Genomic DNA, 26690 nt, shown 5'->3' with positions numbered 1-26690 from the left:
GCCAATTATGTGTCAATATTTAAAGTAACAGGTTAGGCACTAGTCAAACTAATGCCCAGCACTTTCTTACGCGATTTCTGTTTTACCTGCGTTCATCGCATCTTCTTCTCTCTTCTTCGCTTTATCATAAATTTTGAAGAATGGAAGATAAATGACGAACGAAATGGCAATGTTAACCAAATTCATAACAGCACCCGAAATATGTCCACCAGATGCAAGATAGCCTGAGATAATTGGCGGCATTGTCCAAGGTACTGCTACACCAGAAGGTTTTGCAACCAATCCCATATCCATTCCAAGGAATGTTACAATAACGGTAACAATTGAAGTAAGGACGAATGGAATGATCATGATTGGGTTTAACACAATGGGCATACCAAAGATTAATGGCTCGTTAATGTTAAAAATACTTGGAGCAAACGCCAAACGTCCAAGACTTTTCATTTGTTGAGATTTAGCAAACAATATCATTGATAGAACCAAACCAAATGTTACACCCGTTCCGCCAATATGGACGAAGTTATCCCAGAATTGTTGGGTAACGATGTGTGGAAGAGGTTGTCCAGCTTGATAAGCTGTCATATTATCCCCCATCGCACCAAACCAAATTGGTTCCATGACACTTTTAACAATGTTCGTACCATGTAATCCAGTAGCCCATAATATCGTTACGAATAATTCAGCTACAATGGATCCACCTAAAGTAAGACCTACCATTTTTAGCGGATCACCTAAAAGGGTTGTAACTAAGCCGTTGATACTTTCATAAGGAGTCAATTCAACAAGTAAACGGATGACCCAAACCACGACAAGAACAAAGAATCCTGGAATTAAAGCGGCGAATGATTTACCAACACTAGGCGGTACACCCGCCGGCATTTTAATAACAATATCTTTTTTAACCACCCAACGATAAATTTCTGTTGAAATGATGGCAAAAAGTAAGGCAACAAACAAACCTTTACTGCTTAAGAAAGCTTTTGAAATCGCACCAGTTACCAAAACGCCATCCGCTCCAGCAGGAGTGAATAGGAAACTAAATGGTGTTGTCAATAGGAACGCCGCAACGGAAATAGCACCGGCACTCATCGCGTCAAGCTTATAGCCTTCTGCTAATCGGTAAGCAACCGCGAATGCGGCAATAATTGACATGATATTGAACGTTGCATCTACTGGATAACTTAATTTAGCAGCCCATGTTGGACCGAAAATAGAAGTCATCCAATCAGCGTAACCCGGGATTGGCAAATTGGCTAGTATCAGGAAGAACGAACCAATGACAATGAAGGGCATCGTCGCAATGAGACCATCACGGAGAGCCAATAAGTGTCTTTGCGCACCAATTTTTCCTGCAACAGGCATGACTTTCTCTTCTAGAAAGCTGTTGAATTTACTCATTCTCTTTTTCTCCCTTTATTATTTATTATTTGTTATTTACTAGATTTATAGCTGTTTTTAGAACTTCTGGACCATTACACGTACCATAGTGGATTGGATTGATTGCATCCACTGGAATACCCTTTTCTTCCCCTAGCTTTTTCATATTTGAAAGCAGGTATCTAACTTGAGGTCCTAAAAGTAGGACATCCGCATTGTCAATATGTTGATTGACTGAATTAGCTGCAACTGCCCAAATTTTCCCTTCTACGCCTTGTTCTTGGGCTGCCTTTTCCATCTTGGTTACCAACAAGCTTGTACTCATCCCTGCTGCACAACATAATAAAATATTCATCGATTTATTCCTCCTATTATCTGTAAATGTTATTTATTAAAAACAATTAGCCAATGAATCTAAGCTGTTTTAAGAGTACTTTCATCACTTTCTGTTTATAGTTTATGGTGAAAACGGTTTATTTTACAGAAAGGATTTTTCCGTTACGTAACGGAAATATAGTGAATACATGAAGTTTTAGGTAGGTCCATTACATATCCCCCGATAATATGCCCATAACGAAAAAGGGTATCCCTTTTTGAATACCCTCGTACAGTTAAGATTCATTTAATATCTTTATAATTTCTTCCGCTGATTCACTCTTAAGAATTCTTTGGACCGTTGTACTGTTTTCAACTAGCGCAATGAGCCTTTTATACATCCTTTCCAGGTCATCCTCAGGTACCTTTCTAATGTTTAACAAGCAGATAAATTGAACCCTATGTTTATCGGCCCATTCGATTGGCTTCTTTAATGTGCACACCGTCCAAAATGTTTCCTCTGTTTCTGGTGTAAGTGGATGCGGGATGGCCACAAGATTCCCAAAGCTGGTTGGAGCGACCGCCTCTCTTTCCAACACAGAATTTACATACTCTTTGGAGACAAGTTTTTGTGTGAATAATTCTTCACACAAAAAACGGATAACGCCTTCTTTATCCTCAAATTCTTTATGAATAAATACTCTGGATTCATCTAAATAACTCTGTTCCTCACACACGATGGCAGACGACAATCCCTTACGGATATTTGCAATATCTCCTTCTCCTAAAAAGGTATTGACCACTTGTACTGGAACACCTATTTCTTCTTTTATTGGAATCGTACTAATAATAAAATCAATTGCGGAAAGATCGTATTCTTTTAATTGATAATAATTGGTTGTAGCCACAATATCGATTTCATCTTTAAATACATTTTGTAAACGATAAAACAAAAGTTTGGCGCTCCCAACACCAGAAGCACACACGATAATCACTCGTTTTACCTTTTTCTGCCTTGTCTTCATTCTTTCTAATGCCACCCCGATATGTAAGGCAATATAAGCAATTTCGTGTTCTCCTACCTCTACCTCCAAATATTCGTCGATGCATCTACTCGCGATAGCAGCCCCCTCAAAAGCGCTTGGATATTTCCGCTTAATTTCGTCTAATAATGGATTCCGAATATTCATGTTATAGCGCAACCGGTTCATTGCTGGCCGAATGTGCAACGCCAGCGCTTGAATGAATTCCGAGTCTTCGTGAAAATCCCAATTTAATTCGGTTTTCAATCTTTCAAGCATACAATGAATGATGGTGTCTACCTCGTCAAATTTACTAAATTCTTGCAAGGTATTCTTATGAATTAATTTTGTCCCCAACAAATGAACAATAATATAATCAATCTCAGATTTTGGGAACTTCAAACTGGTGAACTCCTCTACTTCTTTGACAATTTCATTCGCCACTATTTTCTCAAAGGGGTATTTTTCGGCTAAATCGTTTTCAAGGATTTCAATGACAAATCCTTCTTCAATTCTCTTGCATCCGATTGTGATATGGGTTGCTAAATTTTCAAGAGCAATGTCAGATATCTCAATTTTGTATTCATTCACTTTTTTTATGATCGTTTCCTTTATCTTTTCAAACTGGTTTTGATCCAAGAGATGAAAAGAATGGCTATCAATGTTTAAGTGACTATTTCTTCTTAAAATATAATTTGAAAAACATAGCCGTTTCATATATTCATCGCCTTCGACCTGCGTGCCATGATGCGGTCTGGAGACTAACTTCAAATGATAACTCTCTAATATTTCTCGGACGAGTTTTAAGTCATTTTGAAGTTTTGGCTTGGAAATAAATAGCTCTTCCTCTAAACTTTCTAATTTTATAGGTTCTCTTTCTAATAAAAATCTTTTTAACATATACAAAACCCGATTTGACTGTTCAGAAAAATCAGATTGGACTTCTTCTATCGTATCATTCGTATTAGGGCTAAATTCCTTTTCAAACACGTTATAATCCTTTATTTCTAATAGATACCCTTTTCCTCTAACCGATTCAATCCTGCTTCCTAACGAAGACGATTGGGATTGAAGGTCTTTAATCTCGGTGCGAATGGTTCTGTCACTCACACCAAGTTCTTTTGCTATCCATTCGGCTGTAACAGGTTCTTTCTCCTTCATTAAAGACAACACGATGTCTCTTTGTCGTTTCGACACCATTTATTTATCTACTACCTTTCTTCATAAGTTGATCGAATCTATTATTTATAGTTGCCCCCTTCTGCAACTAACGTTTAAATGACTAAATTAATTGTACACCTCTAACAGCAGTTGTAAAAGAAAGCACTGTACAGGCTACTTACATATTAACAAAGAAATGCAAAAAAGCGCTTCCCAAAAGCTAAGAAATAGTAATCATTTGCAACCCTATACGCTATGTATATTTTATGGCCCCTATCCAAAAAATGAGTAAGGAATGTAAATTGGAGGAGTTGATCCTATATGCCACAATGGCACCCGCACCACACACAAATGATGTTGCCCCACGAATTATCTGTAAATCCTCTGTTTGCTCGTGAAGGAGAACAGGCAGTTCCCCGCTTTCAGATGCGTGATCAAGGCATGTTACCCGAAACAGCGTATCAAATAATTCATGATGAAATCATTCTAGATGGAAATGCCACTCTGAATCTCGCGACATTCGTTAGCACATGGATGGAGCCTGCTGCAGACCGCTTATATACTGAAACATTCGACAAAAACATGATTGACAAGGATGAGTATCCGCAAACAGCGGCGATAGAGGAACGGTGTGTCCGCATTTTAGCCGATCTTTGGCATTCGCCCCAGCCGCAAACCACGATGGGCGTTTCAACGACGGGATCATCGGAAGCTTGTATGCTCGGGGGGCTTGCGTTAAAGCGTCGCTGGCAGCAAGCACGCAAACGGCAAGAGAAGCCGATTGACCAGCCAAATATTGTGTTTAGTTCCGCTGTTCAAGTCGTTTGGGAAAAATTTGCAAAACTATTGGGATGTGGAACCTCGGTATGTAAATATTAGCCCTGATCGACCTTACTTGGATCCTGAAGGGGTTCTCGCTGTCGTGGACGAAAATACAATTGGTGTGGTCCCGATTCTCGGTTTGACCTATACCGGTAGTTACGAACCGGTCGCCGCCATCGCCAAAGCATTGGACGATTTACAGGAGAGGACAGGTCTCGATATTCCGATGCATGTGGATGCTGCTTCGGGAGGCTTTATAGCACCTTTCCTTCAATCAGACTTGGTCTGGGATTTTCAATTACCTAGGGTAAAGTCTATCAATGTATCCGGGCATAAATATGGATTAGTCTACCCTGGTCTGGGATGGGTAATATGGCGGGAAGCGGAAGATCTCCCTGAGGATCTCATCTTCCGTGTTTCCTATTTAGGAGGAAATATGCCAACCTTTGCCCTGAATTTCTCTCGGCCCGGTGCACAAGTCCTCTTGCAATATTATAATTTTCTTCGTTTAGGTAAGGACGGGTACTATCAGGTGCAAAAGGCTTCTCAGGCAGTAGCGCAGTTTCTTAGCAGGGAGATTAAGGGAATGGAGCCATTTGAACTCATAACCGATGGTTCGGATATTCCGGTGTTCGCTTGGCGATTGAAGGACGGGTACACATCAAAATGGAATCTTTATGATTTATCTCGGCAATTGCGTACGTTCGGCTGGCAAGTTCCTGCTTATCCTTTGCCCCCAGATATGGAAGATGTAACGATTATGCGGATTGTGGTTCGCAACGGGTTCTCCATGGATCTTGGTCATTTGTTCTTGATGAATCTCAAACAGACCGTTGCCTTTCTGGATGCCTTGGACGGGGCCATACCACATGATACGAAACACGACAATGGCTTTCACCACTAAATTCAGAAGGTGCATAAGGTGGTGAGCGTCATCTCGGGATCGTCGGAAGCTTGTATGCTCGGGGTTTGCGTTAAAGCGGCGCTGGTTGCCTTCATGTAACGAAAGACATGAAAAAGAGGCTCTCCACAAGTTATTGCAACGGATGAGAAGCCTCTTTCCCTTCTTATATGGTGTCATTCTCCTCACCGATATGATCAGCTTTTAAACGACTTTGACTAAGAGCAAACAGTTCGCCAATAAATGCTTCTATTTCAGAAGGTGAGTTTGGAATGAATATTTGACGAATGGCAGAACCAAAATGCTTTTTAAAATAATCTTTTCTCTCTTGGTTCTTCCCATCACGCTTTGCTGGACTATACTTCCAAACAATATATGAGTTTCCATCAATCACCTCTACATTTTTCAATTCCACTACAGCCTTTTTACTTTTTGTATAGATGACTAGATAATAATTCTCCCCTGAATGAATAAAGGTAAAAATATAGCTTATAGTATTATCCCGTTTTGTTACTTCAAAACCTGATATGGCCTCTTTTCCCTTTTGAAAGCCTGGAAGGAAATTTTTAATCGTTACATCTAATTTCTTTATGTCAAACAAAGTAAAATTGGTTTGTTCCATCCCATTTGATAGGAAGACAACTTGCTCCTTTTCCACCATGCATTACCCCCATTCGTCGATACGCCGATTATATCATTAAATTTTTATTTTGTTGAATTGCATCTTCTAGTGAAAGCCAAATGGCGTCTTGTAAACCCGTTATCAAACGAACTTTGGGTTATTTTCATATGAATTATTTGCCGTATGAAAGTTTGAGCTCTACGATTTTCTTTCAAAACTGACAATGGAAACTAACAAAGTACTTATTCCTACAAATATCAACACATGGTAATACTAATGAATCGTTTGATTAAAAGGGCAGTAAACTCTTTTATAAAGTACCCATCATCTGGAAAAAAAGGGGTCAGACCACCGCTTTAAAGCAACGGGGGACTGACTACAAAATTTGGAATATTAAGGGTACAGCCATGTGCCTTTTCTGATATTACTATCTGGTAAAGCATTGATTTTGGTCAAGGTTTTTAGTGATTTATTATGATAGTATTCAATTCAGGATGATAATCAATTTCAATAAAGGGAGTCTTTAGATGGTACTTTCATCACATGAACTTAAATATTGGAAAAGAGAATTTCCATTATTAAAGAAAATAACAAAACTCCAACCTGTTTTATGGTTAAATACTAATTTAAAGCCCATGAAAGATTTGCCGGAATTTCCTGTAACGATTGATGATATGATAGAGGCTGAACAGTTATGGGAGCGCTTTATTCCATTTTTTATAAAGGAATTCCCTGAGACGAAAGAATTGAATGGAATTATTGAATCACCATTGAAAAAAATAAACAGAATGAAAACTGCATTACCCGGAACTTTTAATGGTGATCTTTATCTAAAATGTGATAATGAATTACCGATTGCTGGTTCTATTAAATCAAGAGGTGGAGTTTACGAGGTTCTTCATCATGCCGAACAATTAGCAATAAAGTGTGGACTTGTAAGTAAAAACGATAATTATGAAGTTTTTTCTGAAAAAAAAGTAAAGAATTTCTTCAGCCAATATAAAATTGGGGTAGGTTCCACTGGAAATCTCGGTTTAAGCATCGGGATTATAAGCGCAAAACTTGGCTTCAATGTATCCGTTTACATGTCGGCCGATGCTAAGCAATGGAAAAAGGATTTGCTTCGTGAAAAAGGGGCAACTGTGTACGAGTTTTCTGGAGATTTCGGGGAAGCAATACGTGCTGGAAGACAAGAGACATTGACAGATCCTCAAGCCTATTTTGTCGACGATGAAAAATCAAAGCATTTATTCTTAGGGTACAGTGTTGCAGCCTTCCGTTTACAAAAGCAACTGAAGGAAAAGAATATTAAAGTCGACAAGGATCACCCGCTTCTTGTTTATCTTCCGTGCGGAGTGGGCGGTTCTCCAGGAGGAATCACTTTTGGGTTAAAGCAAATTTTTGGTGATCATGTCCATTGTTTCTTTGTAGAACCAACTCATTCCCCCTCTGTATTAATTGGTCTGTTAACTGGGGAAAAAGAAAAGGTTTGTGTGCAGGACTTTGGTATCGATAATCGAACGGAAGCTGACGGCTTGGCAGTAGGCCGCCCCTCTAGTTTTGCAACTTCTATTAGTGAGCATCTCATCAGCGGTATTTATACTGTAGAAGATGATGAATTATACAGATTACTAGCTTTATTGGCAGACAATGAAGGAATTTTCATTGAGCCATCTTCAACATCCGGCCTTATGGGGCCAGAACTAGTGGCAAATTCGGGATATTTAACAAATGAGGAAAAAGGAACACATATTGTTTGGGCAACCGGTGGATCACTCGTCCCACAGGCGGACATGGAGCACTTTTACCAAAAAGGGAAAGAACTAATTCACCAGGTTTGTCTTGTTCATTAGAAGATGAAAAATGGGATTCAGCCACTTCTTAAGTTACCTTGTAATTCACAAACTTACCTAATAGCATTTCATAATTTTTTATGTTTGTCCTAGTCGTGTTCTTGAAACGTCTGTCATCCAAAAAGTCTTGATAAGCAAATTTTATAAATGGGATTCAGCCGTTTTGATAGGGAGTTATTTTAGAAAGACCACCCAGTCATCATTTTGACAAGTGTGGTCTTTTGCGTTCAAATTATATCATGCCGCCCGTAGGTTGTTAATGTTTCCATTTGAACTATTTGCCTTTTCATACCGGTAAACACCGTTTTTAGATTAATAATATCAGTATATCTAAATCTGTTTGTTTTTTTGCATCAGAACCATATTTTTTACTAAATAATATTCAAAAAGAGAAGTACCAATTTTTAGGTACTTCTCTTCACTTTTACAGTTCCTTTAATCTACAGAGAGATCGAAATCTTTTCTCTGCTAAAGATCAAATATCAAGATTATTTTCTGAATACTATTTTTCATTAGTATCTTCCTTTTTACTAATTGTATTTAATACAATACAAGCTATAGAAGAAATACCCAGCGGGAGAAAAGCCATATAAACCTCTGACAAAGCATCTTTAATAGCGTAAAGAACTAAGACAAAACTGGAAACAATGATATATGTTATTACTATAATGATATTCATTACAAATCTAATTTTATTTTTCATAGAGTTCTTTACAACTACACCAAAAATTTTACAACTGCTAGTGTTGCTGTATACGAAACTCCTAAAGACCCGGCTACAACTGTTGCAACTCTCGCAGCACCAAGTTTTCTTACAAATTGCTTCATGGTGTACCCCATAATCCTAGCACTGGGAGCAAACTGACCATAAGCAATTGCAATTGTTAAAGCTACTCCTCCAGCAATAGCTATTGCAATAATTGCAGCCTTATCCTTTGTTGACATTCCACCATCCAAATACATCATTTCTTCTCGAATTTCTACATAAAGACCTGGCATTACTAGTTCCATGTTATACATCTCCTTTGATATTTTAATTGCAGCTAAAAAATATGTATTACAATTGGTCAGGGTGGAAAGCCTTACACTGATTTATCAAGAAAACACGAGAGTGTAAACTGACAATTGATTTCATGTTTGCCTTTTCTTTAGCATGTTGAGTAGCGATAACAATTTCATTTGGCCATCTGTCGTTATCGGTAGTAAATTAAAAAAATTAGCCACGCACATTAGTTTAATCAAAACGAGCGTCCCACTATCACCTTCAATCAAAAGACCTACAGTGAAAAGAATTACGGGAGCTGAAGCTGAAATAATCAAGTTTTGTATATCCGATTGATTATTATTGTAGGTGATGACTGGTGTAATCAAACGTTAAAATTTGAGAGTGGGGTCTCTACGGAACAATAGGGCGGAAGCCCAATGAATTGCTTCATGAATAACAACAATGCTGATAATGATTAGGGCGTAATTAAAAAGAATGACAACTGTTTCAATTGTCATTAGCTTTTTTATCGCCTTTTTGAGTTAATGAGTACTCGATTGGAACGAAACCAATCAAGAAAACGGGATACATAACTAAAGCCTGCCATGTAAGTGAAAAGTTGGTGTTCAACTCCTCCTTAGTCATGACAGTTGAGTAGCGAAGTGCAAACAAATTCTGTACAAACTTTTCCTTTTTTCAACACAATTGTAATTTAGATACTATAGGAAGTAAATATCTTTTTTTACAATATTAGTTAAATCATTTTATTATTAAGAATTAAAAGTTTAATAGGAAAAATTCAGTAAGTGGTTTTCCATGTAATGAATTGTATTAGGAGAATAATCATTTCGAAATGCGCTGGAAATTGAGATGACTGAAAAAAGATCTATTCTGCTCCGCAGCTGCAATGTAATAAGAAGGAGACAATTTCACAAGTATAAGCTTCTTTAGCAATTTTCCTACTAAGCCAGTCACTAAAGAAGGAAGCAAGCACTTCGTATGTAATAACAAATATAAAGTTCTCCTGCGATCTTTTTGGCAAGAATTTAGCGATTGGTTCCTCCCCATTATCCCTTTTGGGCTAATGCAAAAAGAGTCTTAGACACATTTGAAGAAAATACTCCTCAAATATATAAAGAAAGAGGCCTCCTATAAGTTCGGCAACTTAATAAAAGACCTCTCAGAAAATCATATTAATTAATACGGGATGAGGTTAGGTTGTGTTAGCAAAATGGCAGCATCCCATTCGTAAGTATGCTTTTATTCCATTTTTCCAACAACCTTTACTCTTAATCTTGTTGCATTTTCTGGATGATAAGCTAGTGGAGTTTCTTCCACTTCAACTAATTCAATCGTACTAGAAACGGCTCCAGCTAGAACCGCTTGGCGCACTGCCTTTTCTTGGGCATCTTTCATTGATTCCTCACGTGGTTCTTTAGAATAGATATAGATCTGTTCATACTGCCCACTTATTTGAGCAATCGATGCACCAATCGCATTTGCTACACCCCCGTGCTCAGCCTTAAGAATATGGGATACCCCGCGAATCGTATCTGGAACAATAATACTGCCTCCACCAACGATAACGAGTTGAACATCTTCTGAAGAAGTTTTCATTTTATCAATTGCTTGTTCAAGTAGAATGGAAACTTGCAATTGTACTTCCTTAGCAAACTCTTCATCAATATGTGCTACTAATCTCTTATCACCAACATCAGCTAACCCAAGACGAACAGCGATGTCTGTTGCAGTAAGTGTATTCCCGCCAAAGACAAGTGCTTCTTGAACAATCTTGTATCCTACACTATCAGGCCCCACCGTAATCTTACCGTTATCCACTCGAACAATACTTCCCCCACCCAGTCCAACAGAAATAATATCTGGCATTCTAAAATTTGTCCGGATATCCCCTACTTCGACAGCTACAGAAGACTCTCTTGGAAATCCGTCTTGTAAGACCCCAATATCAGAAGTCGTGCCTCCTACATCAAGAACCATCGTGTCTTTGATCTCTGCTAAATAAGAAGCACCTCGTATACTATTCGTTGGTCCGCATGCTATCGTGAGTATAGGGAAATGTTTAGCATATTCGATCGACATCAACGTTCCGTCATTCTGACATAAATATACTTCCACACCCGAAATGCCTTCCTCTTCCAAAGCATGAACAAACCCTTCTGTGGTCGTTTCAATTACTTTACATAATGCCGCATTTAAAATCGTCGCATTTTCGCGTTCGATTAAACCGATAGAACCAATCAATGAAGAGCATGAAACAGGAAATTCTGCACCATATACTTTTTGGATAAGATCTCGAACCCTGAGTTCTTGATCATTTTTGATAGAGGAAAAAACGCCAACAACAGCAATTGACTCTACTTTATCTTGCCATTCTTCTAAAAGTGTTTTAATTTCATCTTCATCAAGTTCTCCCAATACTTGACCATCATATTCATAACCGCCGTGAACAAGCGCATAGTTCCCTGATAGTTTTTCAACTATATCTTCCGGCCAGGCAGTGTAAGGGAGGACAGAGGCAGTAGCAGGGTATCCTAAGCGAATAACACCAACGCGGGCTAATTTTTTCCGTTCGACAATCGCATTTGTACATTGGGTTGTCCCTAACATCGCATGCGTGATTTTCGTCCGATCAATCCCACTTTCATCTATTAATTCCCGTAGCGCCCTTTCAATCCCAGTTTTAATATCTAAACTTGTTGGAGATTTCACACTATGAATGAGGTTACGATTTTCATCTAAAATAATTGCATCTGTATTTGTTCCACCAACATCAATTCCAATTCTATACATGTTCAACAACCGCCTTTTTAACCAATTCCTCAATTGGAACATAATCGTAATCATATCCAAAATATTTAGGACCTGCTATTTCGATTCCTTTTGCAGTCCTCCATTTAGGATGTGCCGGCAATCCAATCACGCGTACACGTTTTCCATATTTTAAACTTTCAGTTGTAACGGGTAATAATGTTTCATAATCCACTAGACAAAGTAAATCCGGGGTCATCGCGACGACCTGATCATTCTTTTCAGCAAGTAGATTTTCATTTTGAAAATGGACCTTCATCTTTTCGTCTTTATTCACATTGATTCCTTCAAGAATCATTTTCCCAAGGTTAAATCCACCCTTCGTTTCGCGAATAACATCGACAATTTTACCTTCAAATAATTCATAACCAGATACTAGTTCTAACAATTCTTGAAGTTTTTCTTTCACTTCCTTGCCTTTTGAAGAAATAATTTCGCCAATCTTTTCAGAAAGGGTAATGATATGATGGACCCCGCTCTTCTTGAGTTGAGCTCCAGTCGTTGGATACAAACTAACTAAGGAACTTGCCCCCATCTCCACAGTCGCTGTCCGAGCTAAGCGCTCTGTCCATTTATTATCAATCGTTTCAAAGATCCCGATATTGCCTTTTTCATCCGTTATAGCCATCGGTGTCGCCGAAATGCCATCCAGGTTAAATGTCACCATTTGCAATTCTGGGAAGGCACGTCCCATACCATCACAGTCAATCAACGGTAAATTCAGTTGTGCCGCCACCACAATGGGGATCATTGAATTCACCCCGCCTGCCTCCATTGGATAGGTTCCTGCGATTTTTTCTTTCCCTAAATACCGTGCTAATTTTTGGAAAACCTTAACAAACTCATCACCTTTTGGGAATTTCTCGACTAAAACAGAGGGCGCCCCCATCATAGCAGCCGGAATGAAGAAGTCCTCATCTTCCATTTCATCTACGGAATATAATCTGACCGGTCCATTTTTTTCAATGGCGGAAAGAGCCATCAATTTCCCAATATAAGGATCTCCCCCACCGCCTGTTCCTAAAAAGGCAGCTCCAATCGCAATATTTTCAATGGATTCTTTATCTAAATATCTCATCTATTTTCCTCCAATATGACAGTCTTTTGGGCGGCAATTCGGTGCCCGGCAAAATATATAACAAATGAAATGATAATTCCGATCAAGGGCTGATTAGAGACATGGGGTAAGCTTGGGAAAAAGGATAACACAACAGGAATACTTGCAATGACAGCCCCTACCAGCCATGAAAAAACACCTAACCAATTGACGCCTTCCATTTCCCTCCAGCTATATTTATCGCCTTTATTCATCACCCAATAAGATGCGATCATTACACCCGCTACTGGCGGAATCATGGCTGATAAAATAGACATAATCGGTGTAAAGTAATTTAATATCCCAACCACTGCCAACAATGTCCCAATTGTTCCAGCAATACCGACGGCCAATTTTTCCTTTTCCTTAGAAACTTTAAAAACATTAATCAACGCAATTCCACCAGAAATGGCATTCACTAGATTTGTTTTCCACGTTGCTAAAATCAAAGCAACACCACCAATAAAGGGAGTGGCAATTTTTAGAAAGATGCCCGTGATATCACTTGTTTGATAAGCAATCGTTAAAACTGCCCCTACACCAATCATTAGCACTCCAGTGGGGATGATTCCAAAGGTTGCAGCTTTCAAAACATCTGAACGCTTTTTAGAAAATTGAGAATAATCACCAGCTATTACGGCACCCAATGCAAACGAACCAATCGTAACCGCAAGTCCGTCCATAAAACTCATATTGCCTTTAGGTTCGTAGTTCTGAATAGCCTGTAAATTCCCTCCAGTCAACGTTTGAATTAAACCATATACACAAATGACAACCAATAAAGGAACGGCAATATAACTTAAGACGCGCAACACTTTGATTCCGTAAATGGCGGAAACCACCATTACCAAACCACAAATGAATGAAGCAAATGGGACAGGAACACTAATCTCATACGCAGCTAACAAACTAGCTAACGCGGCTCCGCAAACATTGGCTTGGATACCAAACCAACCTAAGCAAGCAATGGCTAAAATAATCGATAATATCGTTCGAGATCCCTTTTTTCCAAACACATGTCCAGCGACTTGAACAGTCGGTTTTCCTAAATCACTGCTTTGAATCCCCTGCAAAATCATAAGGATTACTACAATGGAATATCCAACAAAAGTAACGAGCAATGCTTTCGGTAAGCTCATACCTGAAATAAGTGCATTCCCTACTAACAAACTTGGTATACAAATCATTGCACCTGCCCAGATAATTCCCAAACTATACCACGACTGATATTCTCCATCACTTCTCATATTGCTTCCTCCCTTGTTCCTGATTAATTTTTTTAATTATAAAAGAAAGAATAGTGGTAAGTCTTTTTCAAAAGGAAAAAAAAAAATCTGAATTTTTGTCTATTTTGACAAGGATTCAGATTTTTCTAGTTATTAACCAATCGGTAAATCATACAGGCTATATAGACATCATAAAATTCGGAATAGGCCGTTACATCGCATCCAATCAATTCGCTGATTTTTCTAATTCGATACTTCACAGTATTTTTGTGGATAAAAAGAAGTTTTCCACACTCATCAAAATTTCCCTTTGCATCTAACAGAAAGGTCATTAATGTCCTCAAAGATTCTTCATCATTTAAAATGGGAGAAATGATTGACAACCATTCCTCTATTTTTTCCTCCCCTTGTTTACTGAAATCGATGGCTCTATCCATGGATCTGACTTCCGCTGTTGTATACAATTTACGCATCGGGTAAATGGTATGAACTTTCTTCCCTACTTTGTTTACCAACTGATACATTCGACGTACATCTTGCGTATTTCTCATTTTCGGTGCATACACCATTTCTGATATTTGAGCGTAATAATTCGTTGTTTCGATAAACTCAGCCGCAATCTCAAGCTCCGGATCTTTATATAAGTAATTCCCTAGAAGGACGATAATACAATGATCAATCGTTTGAATAACTGCCGTTTTATAATACTTTGAAAGCTCCTCCTCCAGCTCATCTCTAATACTCTTTTCATCGGACAAATCGTTAATATACACTAACCACATCATTTGAATAGCAGATACATCAATAGTGAGGAGATTCGCCAGCCTTCGCATTTTATCACTTTCATCATTAATAATCGCTTTTACCAATGCATATTCACTAACCTCATCATGCTTGTCTCCCCATAGATTAATGGCTACTTGTACCACTTCACTAATTTTATCAATCACCTTAGCTGGTAATTTAGTATTTTCTTTAATAACAAATAGATTAAGAAGCTCTCCATTTTTTTGCTGAATACTTTTGTATTCCACAAAGCATGATAAGGTATTACTATCTACCTCTTGTTTTACCGGCCTTCCATTCACCATATCTTGTGAACACTCCCTGATCACTTTCAATACATCTAAAGATGAATTACGAGGCCACATGATTTGATTCACAATGTCAAAATGTACATTAGTCAGCAGGATATTCGCTTTTAGGCGATCCGATAACAATTTAAGGGTAATTTCCACGCTCCGCATATGTTCTGGCAACAAGGATACCTTTTCCAAAGCTTCCTTCACAAAATGATCATTAACTGTCTGATTGCTTACAATCGTTTCCATCACTTCATAGATTACCTCATTATAGCGAAGAGAATAATCATGTTTGGGCATACAAATGATGATAAAATCTTGAGAGTCTGCTAATTGCAGAACCTCTTCTGGTATTTCCGGCATGATAATTCCCACATAATATAAAATTAAGCCTAATTCCCCCAGATCATGTAAGTGCTGAATGGTTTCACATTGTTTTTCCACACTATCTTTAATGGAATAAAAAGAGCTGATAACAAGCTCTTCAGCATACCACTCTTCCTGGACAGCTTGATTGGCCTTAGAGAAAAAATCAAAATTAGAAACCTCTAATACAGATAAAGATGAGACAGTTCGATTTAAATTATTCTTGCCCGTTAATACCTCTGCTCCCCTTAAGGATGGCAATTGTAAGATATCTTTTACCGTTACCCCCATTTGACTCACCCCTTCTTCCTATTCTCCCTTTTTAGCTAAGCAACTCTATTTCTCTATTATAACGCAGGAAATGAAAAAAGAAGCGTTCCGGAAGTTCACTCAAATCTTCCACTTCAAGTTCAACTAGGTAATAGAATCACGATAATCTTCTATTGTATACGCTTTATCAAATGCTTCAAAAATAACTGAAATCTTCTAAAAAAGCTTTCCAACATTTTTGCCAGATCCTCTTCTCGACAATATTTTTGATACTTTGGTGGATGAAATATAGGTTTGACAGCTTTTATAGCCTTTCTAATCAATTGTTTGATTAAAACTAATTTAACTAATTAAACGTTTGATTAAAAGTGCTGTAAACCCTTTATAAAGCGCCTTTACCTGTTTTGCAGGAAAATTTATTGTCGAAATACAAATCTTCCATTTCTATACAGGTGGTACGATTGTGAAACAAAATCTATGATACAAAAATATTATGATTCTCATGTACTTGATCGTATGAATTTTTTTGCAGAACCCTATGCCAAGCATCCAGCTTATGTTGATCGAATTGAAACTTATCATAATAGACTTGGATCAGAACCATCAACTTATTACTTATCGGTCGCTTTACCTGTATTACTTTATTACTCTTATCTGAACTCTTTTTTCCTTTGTATAGGAACTTTCCTCAATACTATTAAATTCTACGACTTTTATTTTAAATTAGATTTATACAGAATTAATCATTCTTTACCAAAATTAATAAAATTAGGTAATTACCTAATTACAAACTATGTGTACAGCTGTTTTTATGATTTATTCTTTTGTAATAATCATTTGTAACACTTGTCCCTTTCGATTGAAGCAGGTGTAGGAGAGATACAGGAGAGTTTAGGACATACAGCATGAATATAACTATGATGTTTATGCTCATACACCATCACCAAAGAAGAAAAGGCCCCCACCAGTTCATAAACCAATGAAAGACCTTCTCTATTAAATTTGTTTTTAGTAATAAAATGCTCAATTATTTCACATTTTAATGTTAGTCATAGGCAATTCCACAGGAACAACGATTTTTCCCAAATAACAAATGATAAGATGCGGGGAATTCCTGATTGACACGTTGAACTTCACGTGCAAATTCCTCGCTATCTTCTGGGACTGGTGAAAGTGAGTCCGCCTTCCCTTGTGAATCAATATTAGCTCCAGGTGGCACAAATCTATTGGGTGGAATTCGAACACCATTTGTTACTACTGCATTATAAGAAATAAATGAGCCTTTCCCGACAATTGCATTATAAACAATGGCATTAAAACCAACAAATACTTTGTCTCCGATATAACAAGGGCCATGGACAAGGGCACCATGAGCGATGGTCACCTTATTTCCAATGAATATAGAATACCTTTTTCCTCCAACTGAAATTCTTTTATTTAATAAACCATGTAAAATTACTCCGTCTTGGATATTTGTATTAGAGCCTATATAAAAAGGGGTTCCTTCATCTGCACGTATACTTACATTAGGAGCTACATAAACATTGTTTCTAATGGTAACATCACCTATGACACTAGAAAACTGACTTACAAATGCCGATTTATCAATTTTAGGAAAACGTTGAACAGAATTAAATGAAGTTATAGGGTTGGGACTAATGAATGGTTCAAAACAGTGGGAATGGTTATAAGAAGATGAGTTTGATCCTTTTTTTTCTACCAAGTAATCACCACCTTCACACAATCTATTGGCATATAATTATATTATGGAAGAAAATTGCGTGAGGATTGGATATTCATAAAAAAATAATAATATTAGGTAGCGATCCCTATACATAACAGCAGAAATCAAATGGGTTCATTTTCGCTCGGGAAGAAGGGCATCGCAATTTAGAAAGGTTTTTGAAACCAGGCTTCACCGTCTGCTAAAAAGCAGGGATTACAAAAAATATTACGCCTTATTCTTTCCGGCATACCCCTGCATCATTAATGTTTGAAGCAGGAGCCAAACCAAAAGTAGGATGGAACAGCTAGGCCACACTGTCCAAAAGCAACAACAGTAACCTATACTCACGTTACCCAAAGCATGAAAAAAAAGACCTCCCATAAGTTCAGTGAACTAATCAAAGGCCTTCTCTAATCTTCGTCAAGGTTTGCAGTATTTTGAAGGATGCACACAAACCTGCACACAAAAATATATCAAACCATCCTAAAAAGTTGATATAATAAGGTTTTTACCCCCTAATTACATCAATTACCATAAGTAAATGAGGTTTTTTAAGCCTTCTATATCCAAGCCGACAAAACTCTTATTACCTTAGTGAAAAAAGCCGCTCTCCGATATGGAAAACGGCTTTTGCTAGCTATAAATATTGATAAGAGACCCTCGGGGCGGAAATCACAATGATATTTCCATCCTTCTCTTCTACACCAATTCGAAAAGTATTCGGATTACCTGAAATCAAAATGTCAGCATATGAATCTGAGTTTTGTTTATTAATCTTATAATGAATATAGGTATGTTTACCAAGGTTAAATCGAACTAGAATTTTCTTATGTTTATCTTCACAAAAAATCACTTCGTGAAGAGTAACATTTGTCAGTTCCCTCCCAACCAGTGAACCCAATCTCTCTATAACATCTGCGTTATTAATCATGCCAAAATTCCCTCTCCAACCTAATACGAAAATTATAAATAAATATACACCTATTTTAAATAGAACACAAAAAAAGGCAAAGAAACAAGTGAATATGACTCCTAACAACATGCTAACATTTTGCTAACGAAGTCCAATAATTAGGGTTAAATATATTACACTTGATGCCAGCAGAATGCTGATTCGATGGGTCTTTCTTCTCGGATTCTCTTATCTTCAAATGCCTGACTCCCACTGTATTAAAGCATTACCGTGCCGGGTGTCAGGCACCGAATCTGAAATGGAATTCTACTAAAGATATTTTGTCGGACACTTACTCAGAATTTGTAGATATTTCCCGGGAATTTTGTTGAAATTTGAAAAATGGTGAATCTTATTTCCTTGGGTTTAGATAACTATTAACACTTAATGGAAAGTCACCACTTTGAACATCGTAAAGAGGGCAATTGAGAAATTAATATGTCAGATGTCGGATTGAACAATGATACGCCAATCCCCCATCTTTAAAAGCTCATATCATTCCCTCCAATTAAATGGGGTCTTGGAGTAAATTTTCATCCGTATCAGGTAACGGTATCGGTTTTATGTACAAGTTATATCGCCCAGCGATACGAAAGACAAAATAGTGCCAATCAACTTAAACAGGCACCTTATTTTCGGAATAGGGAGAAAAGTCCACCCCATTTTTCTTTAGGTCTTTGTATCGCATCCTCTAAACGTTTATTAAAATCATTTTGTGAACCCCATTCCTTTTTTTGCTCGTCCCGCAAATTTTGTATTTCTCTTTGTAAGAGTTCACTTTTTTGTTTTTCTTGTTGCAACAATGTTTCGTAATGGGTATTTTGTTGTTCAGTTAATTTTTCAATTTTAGTATTAGTTTTTTGGGCTGAATTTGCAATACTAGAACTTATAACATGGTGATCTTGCTGAAGTCGGGATACCGATGTTTTAAGCTGCGACATATCGTCTGTCAGTTGGACATTCATTTCACGTGTCGCTGCGAGTTCATTGACTAAAAACTTTAACACTTCTTTTAATTGATTGGGGTCTTGAGGTAAGTTTTCATATATATCGGGTACCGCTACGCCTGTTTCATTTGATTCTTCTATTCTCTCTTTCTGTTGAAGCACAAGGTCTTTAGCTGTATCGTCTAGTGGCTTGTCCGTATCGCGTAGCGCTATAAGCGCTACGATGTCAGATTGAACAAAGATACGTCGATCGCCATCTTTTAAAAACTCATATCCATTCCGCTCTAAGATTTGGCCATACTTTCGAACAGTGGGAGTTGCAATCCCAACTTCTTCTGCCGCTTCCTTGGAAGAGAAAGCTCGTTCATTCGGTTGTATATCACGTCGCATATCGTACCTCCTTTTCTATTAAATATGAAGGCTTTTAGATTTATTTGCAAGTTATATCGCCAAGCGATACGAAGTAACTAAAGAGCCAACCAGCCCTTTCTTAGGGGATTCTTTATATAACCTATAGCAATATCGATAGTTATGAGCAGCGTATCGCCACCTGATACATCTGATACATCTGATAAATCATCGATATCGCTAACCTATACGCATGCTTAAGTTCACGGCCTAACTCCTTGTCACGTAAAATCTTAGCTAACTCAAAGCTACTCTAAAACTGCTACCAATGACATTTACAATTACTGTTTATACTATTATTACAAAAGAGAAAAACTAACTTGGAAATAAAAGAGGACACCTATGACGGTAAAAACTGTTTATCGTTTGGGGCGAGAAGACCCCTTCCTCAAGGAGTGTGAAGGGCGAAGCCCAATGAGTAGGGAGGGGATGAATCGCCTCTCCGAAGGAGAGGTTTTGCTGGTAATCGAACATACATTCTGATATAATAGAATATATAAATGATTTTCAAAGGAGCATGACAAATGAGCACAAAAGCATACTTTACAAATCGTGTATATAAAAACACATTGGATAAAATGTTTGTTAACGCTACCAATCATGCCCTTTTTTTGTTCAATAAAGCTAAACATTTTTCATTAAACACTTTAGTAAAAGAGAAGAGGTCAGGAAAAAGCAAACGTACTAAATCCCTTCACCTCACAATAAGGGAAAAATTTCAACTTGATGATTATTTTGCAAATAGCGCCCTTCAAGAAGCAAATGCAAAACAAAAGTCTTTGACAGAGTTAAACATGCTCTACATTTCAAATAAAGAAGAACAGATTAAGTCCGTTAAAAAAAAGCTAAAAAGTGAAAAAACAAAACTTAGTAAGTTGAAAAAAATGAAATCAAGTTTTGTTAACGGAAAACCATCCTTCCCTCAAAAATCTAGAGAACAAAAATTAGGGAATTATTTTGTGGTGCAATTTAAAAAGAAAACAGATATCTATTATCATGCTTATCAATTTGAGCATGCTTATTTGGATATTCAGGTTAATCGGACAAAAACTAAAATCGGTTTTTTGACTTTCAAGTTACATAAGTTTGAGGAACAATTAAAACGTTTGAAATCAGTAATTTCAAGCGTTGTTTTTGGTACCAAGAATTTATTTAAATCACAATACACCATGGATATCTATAAGAGTAATCACGAAAAATGGACAAAAAAATGGAACGATTCTCGATACAAGACAATGGTTATATCCGGACGGAAGGATGCTGCTTCTGGAAACTTTGTTTTTAACTACGATTTTGAAAACCACTCCTTAATCTATAAAACTCCTTCAGGTGTTTTAGTTGAAGTCAAAGAAATTTCTTTCCCCTATGGACAAGAAAAAGTGGAAGCAGCAATTTCTATACAAAAGAATTGCAAAAATAAAAAGCAATGCGGAAAACCAATCGCTTGGTCGATCGAAGATCAAGGCGAATATTACATATTTAAATGCATTATTAATGAAGAAAAAAATGAATTTATAAATTATTCTAAAGCGGACGGAATTATTGGTATAGATTGTAACGTTGACCATTTTGCCATTTCCAATGTGAACAATAAGGGTCAACTTCTTTCTTCATGGTCGCTAAAATTTGAGATTCTAGGAAAATCATCCAATCAAATTACGAAAGTTATTGAAGCTGAAGCGATAGAAGTGGTAAACGCCGCTTGTCGCGTAAACAAACCGATTGCACTTGAAAAATTAGATACGACTAAATCAAAAGTTTCAAGTGCTTATGGCAATAAGAAGGGAAACATGATGATGTCTATGTTTGCCTATAACAAAATGATTTCTGCCATTGAATCAAGAGCTGAAAAAATGGGGGTGGAAGTTTTTGAAGTAAACCCTGCATACACAAGTCAAATCGGAAAAATGAAATTCATGAAGCGCTGTGGAATATCCATTCATGAAGCCGCTAGTTTTGTTATAGCCCGGAGGGCATTAGGTTTTAAAGAGATACTCCCACCAGTGTTGCATGCACTTTTACCGGAGAAGATAATTGGTATGCATCATTGGGCGCAGTGGGCGTATATTTCTAAAATCCTGAAAGATGTTCGTGTTTGCGCGTTCTATCAATCAGATCTTTTTGATCTAGACAAGTTTCGTTCTACGAACGAATTCTTTGCTCAAGGTACTTTAACAAACTTGGAGCAAAAAGGTTTGTCGAAGTTGAAAAGTGGAAAAACCGCCTCCTAGTTGAACGGGAGATGGTCATATATCTTAAGGTCCTATGATATATGTCTTGTTATTTAAAGAATCCCCCACTTCAAAAAACCCTTAAGGGATGTTAAGTGGCGGGTAGTTCAATATCATAACGTACTAAGACGTAGTTCATAAAAATACTGCACAATTGGATGCTTTAACTTCATCTTCTCGGTCATGTTTAAAATTCGTTTTTTTCCTACCCGTCGGTCCACCAAAGCTAGAATATTCAATAGGATATCATTGCTCTCAAGGCTTTCCTCTATAGAAGTGGATAAAAACTTATTAGCTACATCAATAAAATTTGATTTACTTAATGATGACTGTGCTGCAAAAAACTCTTTTGCAACTTTGGATAATTTTCTACCCCTAGCCATTACTTGTAGACGATCCTCAGGAACGATCCCCTTGGTTTCCTTTCTTACGGCTTCAATTTCCTCATTGTTGATAGGAATTTGGATATCAGAATCATTCTTAATTTCCAGCTCCGTCTGGTACCATCTGATAAAGGTAGTTCTGTCACTCATATTGAGTACATTCTTTTTATCTACTAAAATATAACAATTTCCTGCTTTATCAGGTAAATAACGGTAGCTTGTTGCACGGTATTCAACCCTTCCATATAATGCAGGACAGAGAAAACTCTCCAGATTTTGCTTCAATTTGTTCCAGGTCATGTAGTCCTCCTTAACTTTTATGTTATATATATTTATTGAGGCTGTCGTTCTATTATCTATAATACAATAACCAACACATCGAACATTAACATCAAAGCCTCAAATACTTCTGTATAAACTTCCCTTTTAACTTTGCCAATATGTTCGATTTGGTGAGAGTCATATTTTCTAGATCAGTAGGAAATGTTGTAAGCATTTCATAGCCATCCTTGGTTACGCGAATGGTATCGGAGTGTCGATATCCCCTTTCCCCTTCAATATAAATGGCTGATGTAAGTTCAAGAGAAACCCATCTGATTTTGTGGAGAGTTGGGACATTTTTTTCCGAAATTCTTTATTGCACTCGACAATTTTCCTTTTACCTTGGCAGGGGAGAGTCTTATAGATCAACACATGCAGCTGTTTCAATCAAACGTTTAATTAGTATAGCCTATACTGAATTTAGTCGAATGGCTGTCGTTTAGTGGCAAGATTGGTTCAGATGCTATTTATATCCTATTTTCATTTCATTTTTCAACAATTAATTTATGTATCTGGTGGGCCTGGCGCTTATTTATCAAGGGTTGTAGCCATTTTAATTAAACGTTTGATTAAAAGGGAAACTTGTGGAAAATGGGCGAGGTTTGTTAGTTCATTGAATGGATTTGAACGATGCTTACAAAAAATCATTGATAGATTAGGTCATGTTGACAACAAAACAACTAAAAATGTTAATCAGTTTGTATCAGAGACAATGAAAAAGAAGCTTTTCAAAAGTTCGGTGAACTAATGAAAAGCTTCCGTAATTTGATCAAATGTCGTCAGTTGGTCGTCAAACGTAATTCACTTACCTCTAAACCCTTTTATCAAGGGGTTTAAAGAAATGTCTTACATCATGCCGCCCCTAAGGTGGGAGTGTGTAATATCTTACATTCTGAGTGCGAAAAGTGCAGTAAATTAATGTTTTGTTAATTTATGTCTGTAACATCTTTAATGGGACTTTATCGGTGTTCACTGGATTGCGTTAGCAAAATGTTAGCATGTTTTAGTTTCTTATAAATCAATTTTTGATATCACTAGTTCGGCAACATCGTCTAGAGCTAAACTATATTTCTTCGACCTACCCCCTCATATATCAAGGGATTGAGCTGTCATTACATCATGCCGCCCCAAAATAATGCTAGACTGTAGTATCTTTCATTTTGTGTTCCAAAAGTGCGGTAAAGAAAGGTGTTGGGATTTTCTATTTGTAACATCTTTAACGAGATGTTACAGGTTATACTTGATTGCGCTAGACAAATGTTAGAAATATTACTACTATGGAGAACTTCGAGTCAAGGAATAATTAAAGTATAAAATAATAACCTAGACTTTATAATATGTAACTTAAATAAGTTCTCAATCCAGTTTTCTATCTCTGTTTCCTCTTCTGTAAAATAATTCATTTCTACATTTCTAAATTGTCACCAAAAATATTGCACTGTATCATTTAACCAGTTTATTCTAAAGAAGTTAGGGTTTTTCCTCTTACTTTGATCTTCATCGGTTCTATAGATTCGAGACGAACCTAAATCATTAATCACCTTTGTATTGATAATCCCCGGATATGCACCATCTCGTCCTAATATAATTAATATCTTCGCTTTTAAATTACATAAATTCACATCATTTATTAAATTAGATGCAGGGCATATAGTTCGAATGTGCCCATTCATACTTCCATGATGCGAGATACAGGAATATGTAGTATTAGATAAGTAAGGTAAACAATCATTTAATTGATTCCATCCATTTTTTTCAATATCCCCTGGGAAGACAATAGACTTTTCACCAAAACTAAATTTATACACTATCGAAGAGTCATTAACTTTTCCTTGTATTGTATAAGTACCACTTGCTAAAGAAGTTGTTTTAGTTCTAACAATATAATGATTATTGTTTAGAATACCTATGTTTGAAGTCATGTTTGAAGGATGTGATATTACAACCTTTAGAGTATTATTTTTAACTCCATCATTAATAGTATTTAATAGTTTATTATATCTAGTGGAACTGAAGGAATAATAAGGATTGAACCAAACTTCAGCATTTATTGTTGCATATAACTTTATCAATCTTTCAAGTCCACTGAAATGGTCGAAATGAGAATGGGTTAAGAAAAATTTATTGATTTTAATCTCGTTTATTTCAAAATCAATCTTAATCTGCTCCAAGCATGACTCAATATTATCGAAATAAGATATCTTATTTCGATAATCCCAATCCGAGCAATCAATACACCAGATATTAACATCTTGATTACGTTTGAAAACTATAAAGCTACAGTTACCATGCCCCACATTAACATGATAAGAATATAGTTTCGAAAACTCTTGCGACGTGTAATTAAATTGTTCACTGTCAGTTTCACCATTATATAGACTTGCCCTTAACCTATTATTTATAAGTGTATGTTGGCGTGCCCTATAGTCATTTCCTGCAGAAGTGAGTCTAATATCTCCATTTGCTTTTTGAATAACATAAACAAATTGACCCTCATAATTGCCAGTTATTTGAGTATAATCAAGAGTAAAATCTACAATCTCTGGCGTACTATCTTCAACTGAACTATTTTCTTTTTTCTCAAATATTCTAAACAGAACTACTACAACTTTTTGAAGTTGCCTTCCTTCCTCATCGTATATTTGAGTAATATCATGAATAAAATATAATAGCTTTTTCTTAATTTTTTTCCTTAATCTACTTTTATTATGAGGTTTAATTTTGACTAATTTCATTTTACCCTTACACCCTAGTTATTTACTTTTTCTTTTAATTACCATTAACAAAACTGAAGCAGCCACTCCTGCTCCCCCTTTTATCCCATTAATAATTTTTTGATTTCTTTTTAAACGGCAATTCCCACAAAGTTTCTTCTCATGTTCTACCAAGGGTTTCTTACATTTTTTACATTGATTCCCCCTCATGCACTATACCTCCTCTAAAAACATGATATCTTCTTTTGTGAATTCAATTTTTATTGGTTCGTATTTATTAGAATTTATTAAAGCATTTGTACTCTTCAGTTTGTTCAGCATCTCATTGGGATGTTCGATCCAGATAGTTGAATGGTGCTCAATATTATTATAGCTGTGAATTTTTTGTAAAAGTCCTTTTTCTTTTATAATATTTGTTAGTAAAGTTTCATATGGGGAAAGACTTACTGGGATATTTTGTTTTTGCTCTAATTCATAATATGCATACATTAGGACACCTGAAGTAAAGTTAATTGATTCGTAACACCTATATAACTCAAAAATTCTCTGTTCAACTTCACTTTTAAACTTTTTATTTCGTATCTGTTCTAAAATTATCTTAAAATCTTCATTGGAATCAGGTAACTGTTTTAGGAAATCAATATCATCTTTAAAATGCTGTATTAACTGCTCCCTTGCATCATTGGCAGTTTTAATTACATTTACTAATAGCATTCGCTTTAATGTTTTATCTTCTATATTAATCGCTTCAATTAATTGTTGGTTAGCACTATTAGCAAGGGCTATTCTATCATTCTGTTGACCCTTTAAAACCCTAGTAATCTTTTCGTTGATCAAGTCCAATTGAACCATAATTTCTGTAAGCATTTGTTGTACTGCCATTTTATCAAGTGAACTTATTAAATTTTTACCAACCTTTTGTATCTCTACGTGTTTTTCATATTTATTCGTGATGGCATTGACTATAGTAGGATAATAATTCCCATTTTCAGTCTCCTGTAAGAAACTTGATCCTTCTTTCAATTTTTCAATATATTCACCAGGAATCACCAACCTATATTGATCTTCATTATTTAATTCT

Annotated in this window: 17 protein-coding genes and 1 pseudogene; 3 read left to right on the top strand and 15 right to left on the bottom strand. The window is 36.6% G+C overall.

Translation table 11 applies throughout. From position 1 onward, the window contains the following. Positions 1-66 precede the first annotated feature (66 nt). From celB to G6554_RS17525, 3 genes are all read right to left on the bottom strand, one after another. Positions 67-1398 carry a PTS cellobiose transporter subunit IIC gene (celB, locus tag G6554_RS17535; protein WP_166244199.1) on the bottom strand — a complete coding sequence of 444 codons (1332 nt, stop codon included), beginning with the start codon at positions 1396-1398 and terminating at the stop codon, positions 67-69. A 25-nt stretch (positions 1399-1423) separates the two neighbouring features. After that, positions 1424-1732 carry a PTS sugar transporter subunit IIB gene (locus G6554_RS17530; RefSeq protein WP_166244197.1) on the bottom strand — a complete coding sequence of 103 codons (309 nt, stop codon included), beginning with the start codon at positions 1730-1732 and terminating at the stop codon, positions 1424-1426. Positions 1733-1988: 256 nt separating this feature from the next. Then, a complete protein-coding gene (locus G6554_RS17525; protein ID WP_166244195.1) occupies positions 1989-3914 on the bottom strand; it encodes a BglG family transcription antiterminator in 1926 nt (641 codons plus the stop codon). A gap of 282 nt (positions 3915-4196) precedes the next feature. Between G6554_RS17525 and gad the strand changes: the two are divergent. Further along, positions 4197-5601 (top strand): annotated as a pseudogene (gad, locus tag G6554_RS17520) (glutamate decarboxylase). Between the two features lie 163 nt (positions 5602-5764). Here the strand turns inward: gad and G6554_RS17515 are convergent. Continuing rightward, positions 5765-6259 (bottom strand): hypothetical protein, encoded by a 495-nt coding sequence (locus G6554_RS17515; protein WP_166244193.1) that lies wholly within the window; start codon positions 6257-6259, stop codon positions 5765-5767. A gap of 488 nt (positions 6260-6747) precedes the next feature. Here G6554_RS17515 and G6554_RS17510 point away from each other — a divergent pair, with 488 nt between their 5' ends. Next, complete coding sequence (locus G6554_RS17510) at positions 6748-8073, top strand: D-serine ammonia-lyase (RefSeq protein ID WP_166244191.1); 1326 nt, start codon at positions 6748-6750, stop codon at positions 8071-8073. A gap of 717 nt (positions 8074-8790) precedes the next feature. On the opposite strand, the gene G6554_RS17505 is transcribed toward G6554_RS17510, so the two are convergent. From G6554_RS17505 to G6554_RS17470, 8 genes are all read right to left on the bottom strand, one after another. Next, a complete protein-coding gene (locus tag G6554_RS17505) occupies positions 8791-9084 on the bottom strand; it encodes a hypothetical protein (RefSeq protein ID WP_166244189.1) in 294 nt (97 codons plus the stop codon). Positions 9085-10318: 1234 nt separating this feature from the next. Beyond that, positions 10319-11869, bottom strand: a complete 1551-nt coding sequence (locus G6554_RS17500; protein WP_166244187.1) for a hydantoinase/oxoprolinase N-terminal domain-containing protein — start codon at positions 11867-11869, stop codon at positions 10319-10321. Continuing rightward, the gene (locus G6554_RS17495) at positions 11862-12965 is read right to left on the bottom strand and encodes a DUF917 domain-containing protein (protein WP_166244185.1); all 1104 of its coding nucleotides are present in this window, start codon (positions 12963-12965) and stop codon (positions 11862-11864) included. Before G6554_RS17495 ends, G6554_RS17500 begins: the two co-directional genes overlap by 8 nt. After that, the gene (locus G6554_RS17490; RefSeq protein WP_166244183.1) at positions 12962-14230 is read right to left on the bottom strand and encodes a cytosine permease; all 1269 of its coding nucleotides are present in this window, start codon (positions 14228-14230) and stop codon (positions 12962-12964) included. The genes G6554_RS17495 and G6554_RS17490 overlap by 4 nt, the downstream gene beginning before the upstream one ends. Before the next feature lie 125 nt (positions 14231-14355). Further along, a complete protein-coding gene (locus tag G6554_RS17485; RefSeq protein WP_166244181.1) occupies positions 14356-15948 on the bottom strand; it encodes a PucR family transcriptional regulator in 1593 nt (530 codons plus the stop codon). Positions 15949-16972: 1024 nt separating this feature from the next. Continuing rightward, complete coding sequence (locus G6554_RS17480) at positions 16973-17650, bottom strand: LbetaH domain-containing protein (RefSeq protein WP_166244179.1); 678 nt, start codon at positions 17648-17650, stop codon at positions 16973-16975. Positions 17651-18290: 640 nt separating this feature from the next. Then, on the bottom strand, positions 18291-18584 hold the full coding sequence (locus tag G6554_RS17475; protein ID WP_166244177.1) for a hypothetical protein: 294 nt from the start codon (positions 18582-18584) through the stop codon (positions 18291-18293). 650 nt (positions 18585-19234) lie between these two features. Further along, the gene (locus tag G6554_RS17470) at positions 19235-19942 is read right to left on the bottom strand and encodes an SH3 domain-containing protein (RefSeq protein WP_166244175.1); all 708 of its coding nucleotides are present in this window, start codon (positions 19940-19942) and stop codon (positions 19235-19237) included. A gap of 542 nt (positions 19943-20484) precedes the next feature. Between G6554_RS17470 and G6554_RS17465 the strand changes: the two genes are divergently transcribed. Next, positions 20485-22191: an IS200/IS605 family accessory protein TnpB-related protein gene (locus tag G6554_RS17465; protein ID WP_166244173.1), complete on the top strand. Its 1707-nt coding sequence runs from the start codon at positions 20485-20487 to the stop codon at positions 22189-22191. A 113-nt stretch (positions 22192-22304) separates the two neighbouring features. Here the strand turns inward: G6554_RS17465 and G6554_RS17460 are convergent, their stop codons facing one another. The 3 genes from G6554_RS17460 to G6554_RS17450 form a co-directional block, all read right to left on the bottom strand. Continuing rightward, entirely contained in the window at positions 22305-22874 is a 570-nt protein-coding gene (locus G6554_RS17460; protein WP_166244171.1) for an SF0329 family protein, read from the bottom strand. 1442 nt (positions 22875-24316) lie between these two features. Next, positions 24317-25630, bottom strand: coding sequence for an MBL fold metallo-hydrolase (locus G6554_RS17455; protein WP_166244169.1), 1314 nt, complete (start codon positions 25628-25630; stop codon positions 24317-24319). A 192-nt stretch (positions 25631-25822) separates the two neighbouring features. Beyond that, a partial coding sequence (locus tag G6554_RS17450) for a hypothetical protein (RefSeq protein WP_166244167.1) occupies positions 25823-26690 on the bottom strand: 868 nt, incomplete at its 5' end.

The organism is Bacillus sp. MM2020_4 (assembly GCF_011250555.1).
In the GTDB taxonomy this organism is placed as follows: Bacteria; Bacillota; Bacilli; order Bacillales; family Cytobacillaceae; genus Neobacillus.
The sequence above is the reverse complement of the archived record's forward strand: the minus strand, read 5'-3'. Positions and strand labels throughout refer to the sequence as shown.

Bases quoted from the DNA above. Each gene is read 5' to 3' on its own strand.
- celB (WP_166244199.1), bottom strand. From the start codon at position 1,398: ATGAGTAAATTCAACAGCTTTCTAGAAGAGAAAGTCATGCCTGTTGCA.
- G6554_RS17530 (WP_166244197.1), bottom strand. From the start codon at position 1,732: ATGAATATTTTATTATGTTGTGCAGCAGGGATGAGTACAAGCTTGTTG.
- G6554_RS17525 (WP_166244195.1), bottom strand. From the start codon at position 3,914: ATGGTGTCGAAACGACAAAGAGACATCGTGTTGTCTTTAATGAAGGAG.
- G6554_RS17515 (WP_166244193.1), bottom strand. From the start codon at position 6,259: ATGGTGGAAAAGGAGCAAGTTGTCTTCCTATCAAATGGGATGGAACAA.
- G6554_RS17510 (WP_166244191.1), top strand. From the start codon at position 6,748: ATGGTACTTTCATCACATGAACTTAAATATTGGAAAAGAGAATTTCCA.
- G6554_RS17505 (WP_166244189.1), bottom strand. From the start codon at position 9,084: ATGGAACTAGTAATGCCAGGTCTTTATGTAGAAATTCGAGAAGAAATG.
- G6554_RS17500 (WP_166244187.1), bottom strand. From the start codon at position 11,869: ATGTATAGAATTGGAATTGATGTTGGTGGAACAAATACAGATGCAATT.
- G6554_RS17495 (WP_166244185.1), bottom strand. From the start codon at position 12,965: ATGAGATATTTAGATAAAGAATCCATTGAAAATATTGCGATTGGAGCT.
- G6554_RS17490 (WP_166244183.1), bottom strand. From the start codon at position 14,230: ATGAGAAGTGATGGAGAATATCAGTCGTGGTATAGTTTGGGAATTATC.
- G6554_RS17485 (WP_166244181.1), bottom strand. From the start codon at position 15,948: ATGGGGGTAACGGTAAAAGATATCTTACAATTGCCATCCTTAAGGGGA.
- G6554_RS17475 (WP_166244177.1), bottom strand. From the start codon at position 18,584: ATGATTAATAACGCAGATGTTATAGAGAGATTGGGTTCACTGGTTGGG.
- G6554_RS17470 (WP_166244175.1), bottom strand. From the start codon at position 19,942: ATGCGACGTGATATACAACCGAATGAACGAGCTTTCTCTTCCAAGGAA.
- G6554_RS17465 (WP_166244173.1), top strand. From the start codon at position 20,485: ATGAGCACAAAAGCATACTTTACAAATCGTGTATATAAAAACACATTG.
- G6554_RS17460 (WP_166244171.1), bottom strand. From the start codon at position 22,874: ATGACCTGGAACAAATTGAAGCAAAATCTGGAGAGTTTTCTCTGTCCT.
- G6554_RS17455 (WP_166244169.1), bottom strand. From the start codon at position 25,630: ATGAAATTAGTCAAAATTAAACCTCATAATAAAAGTAGATTAAGGAAA.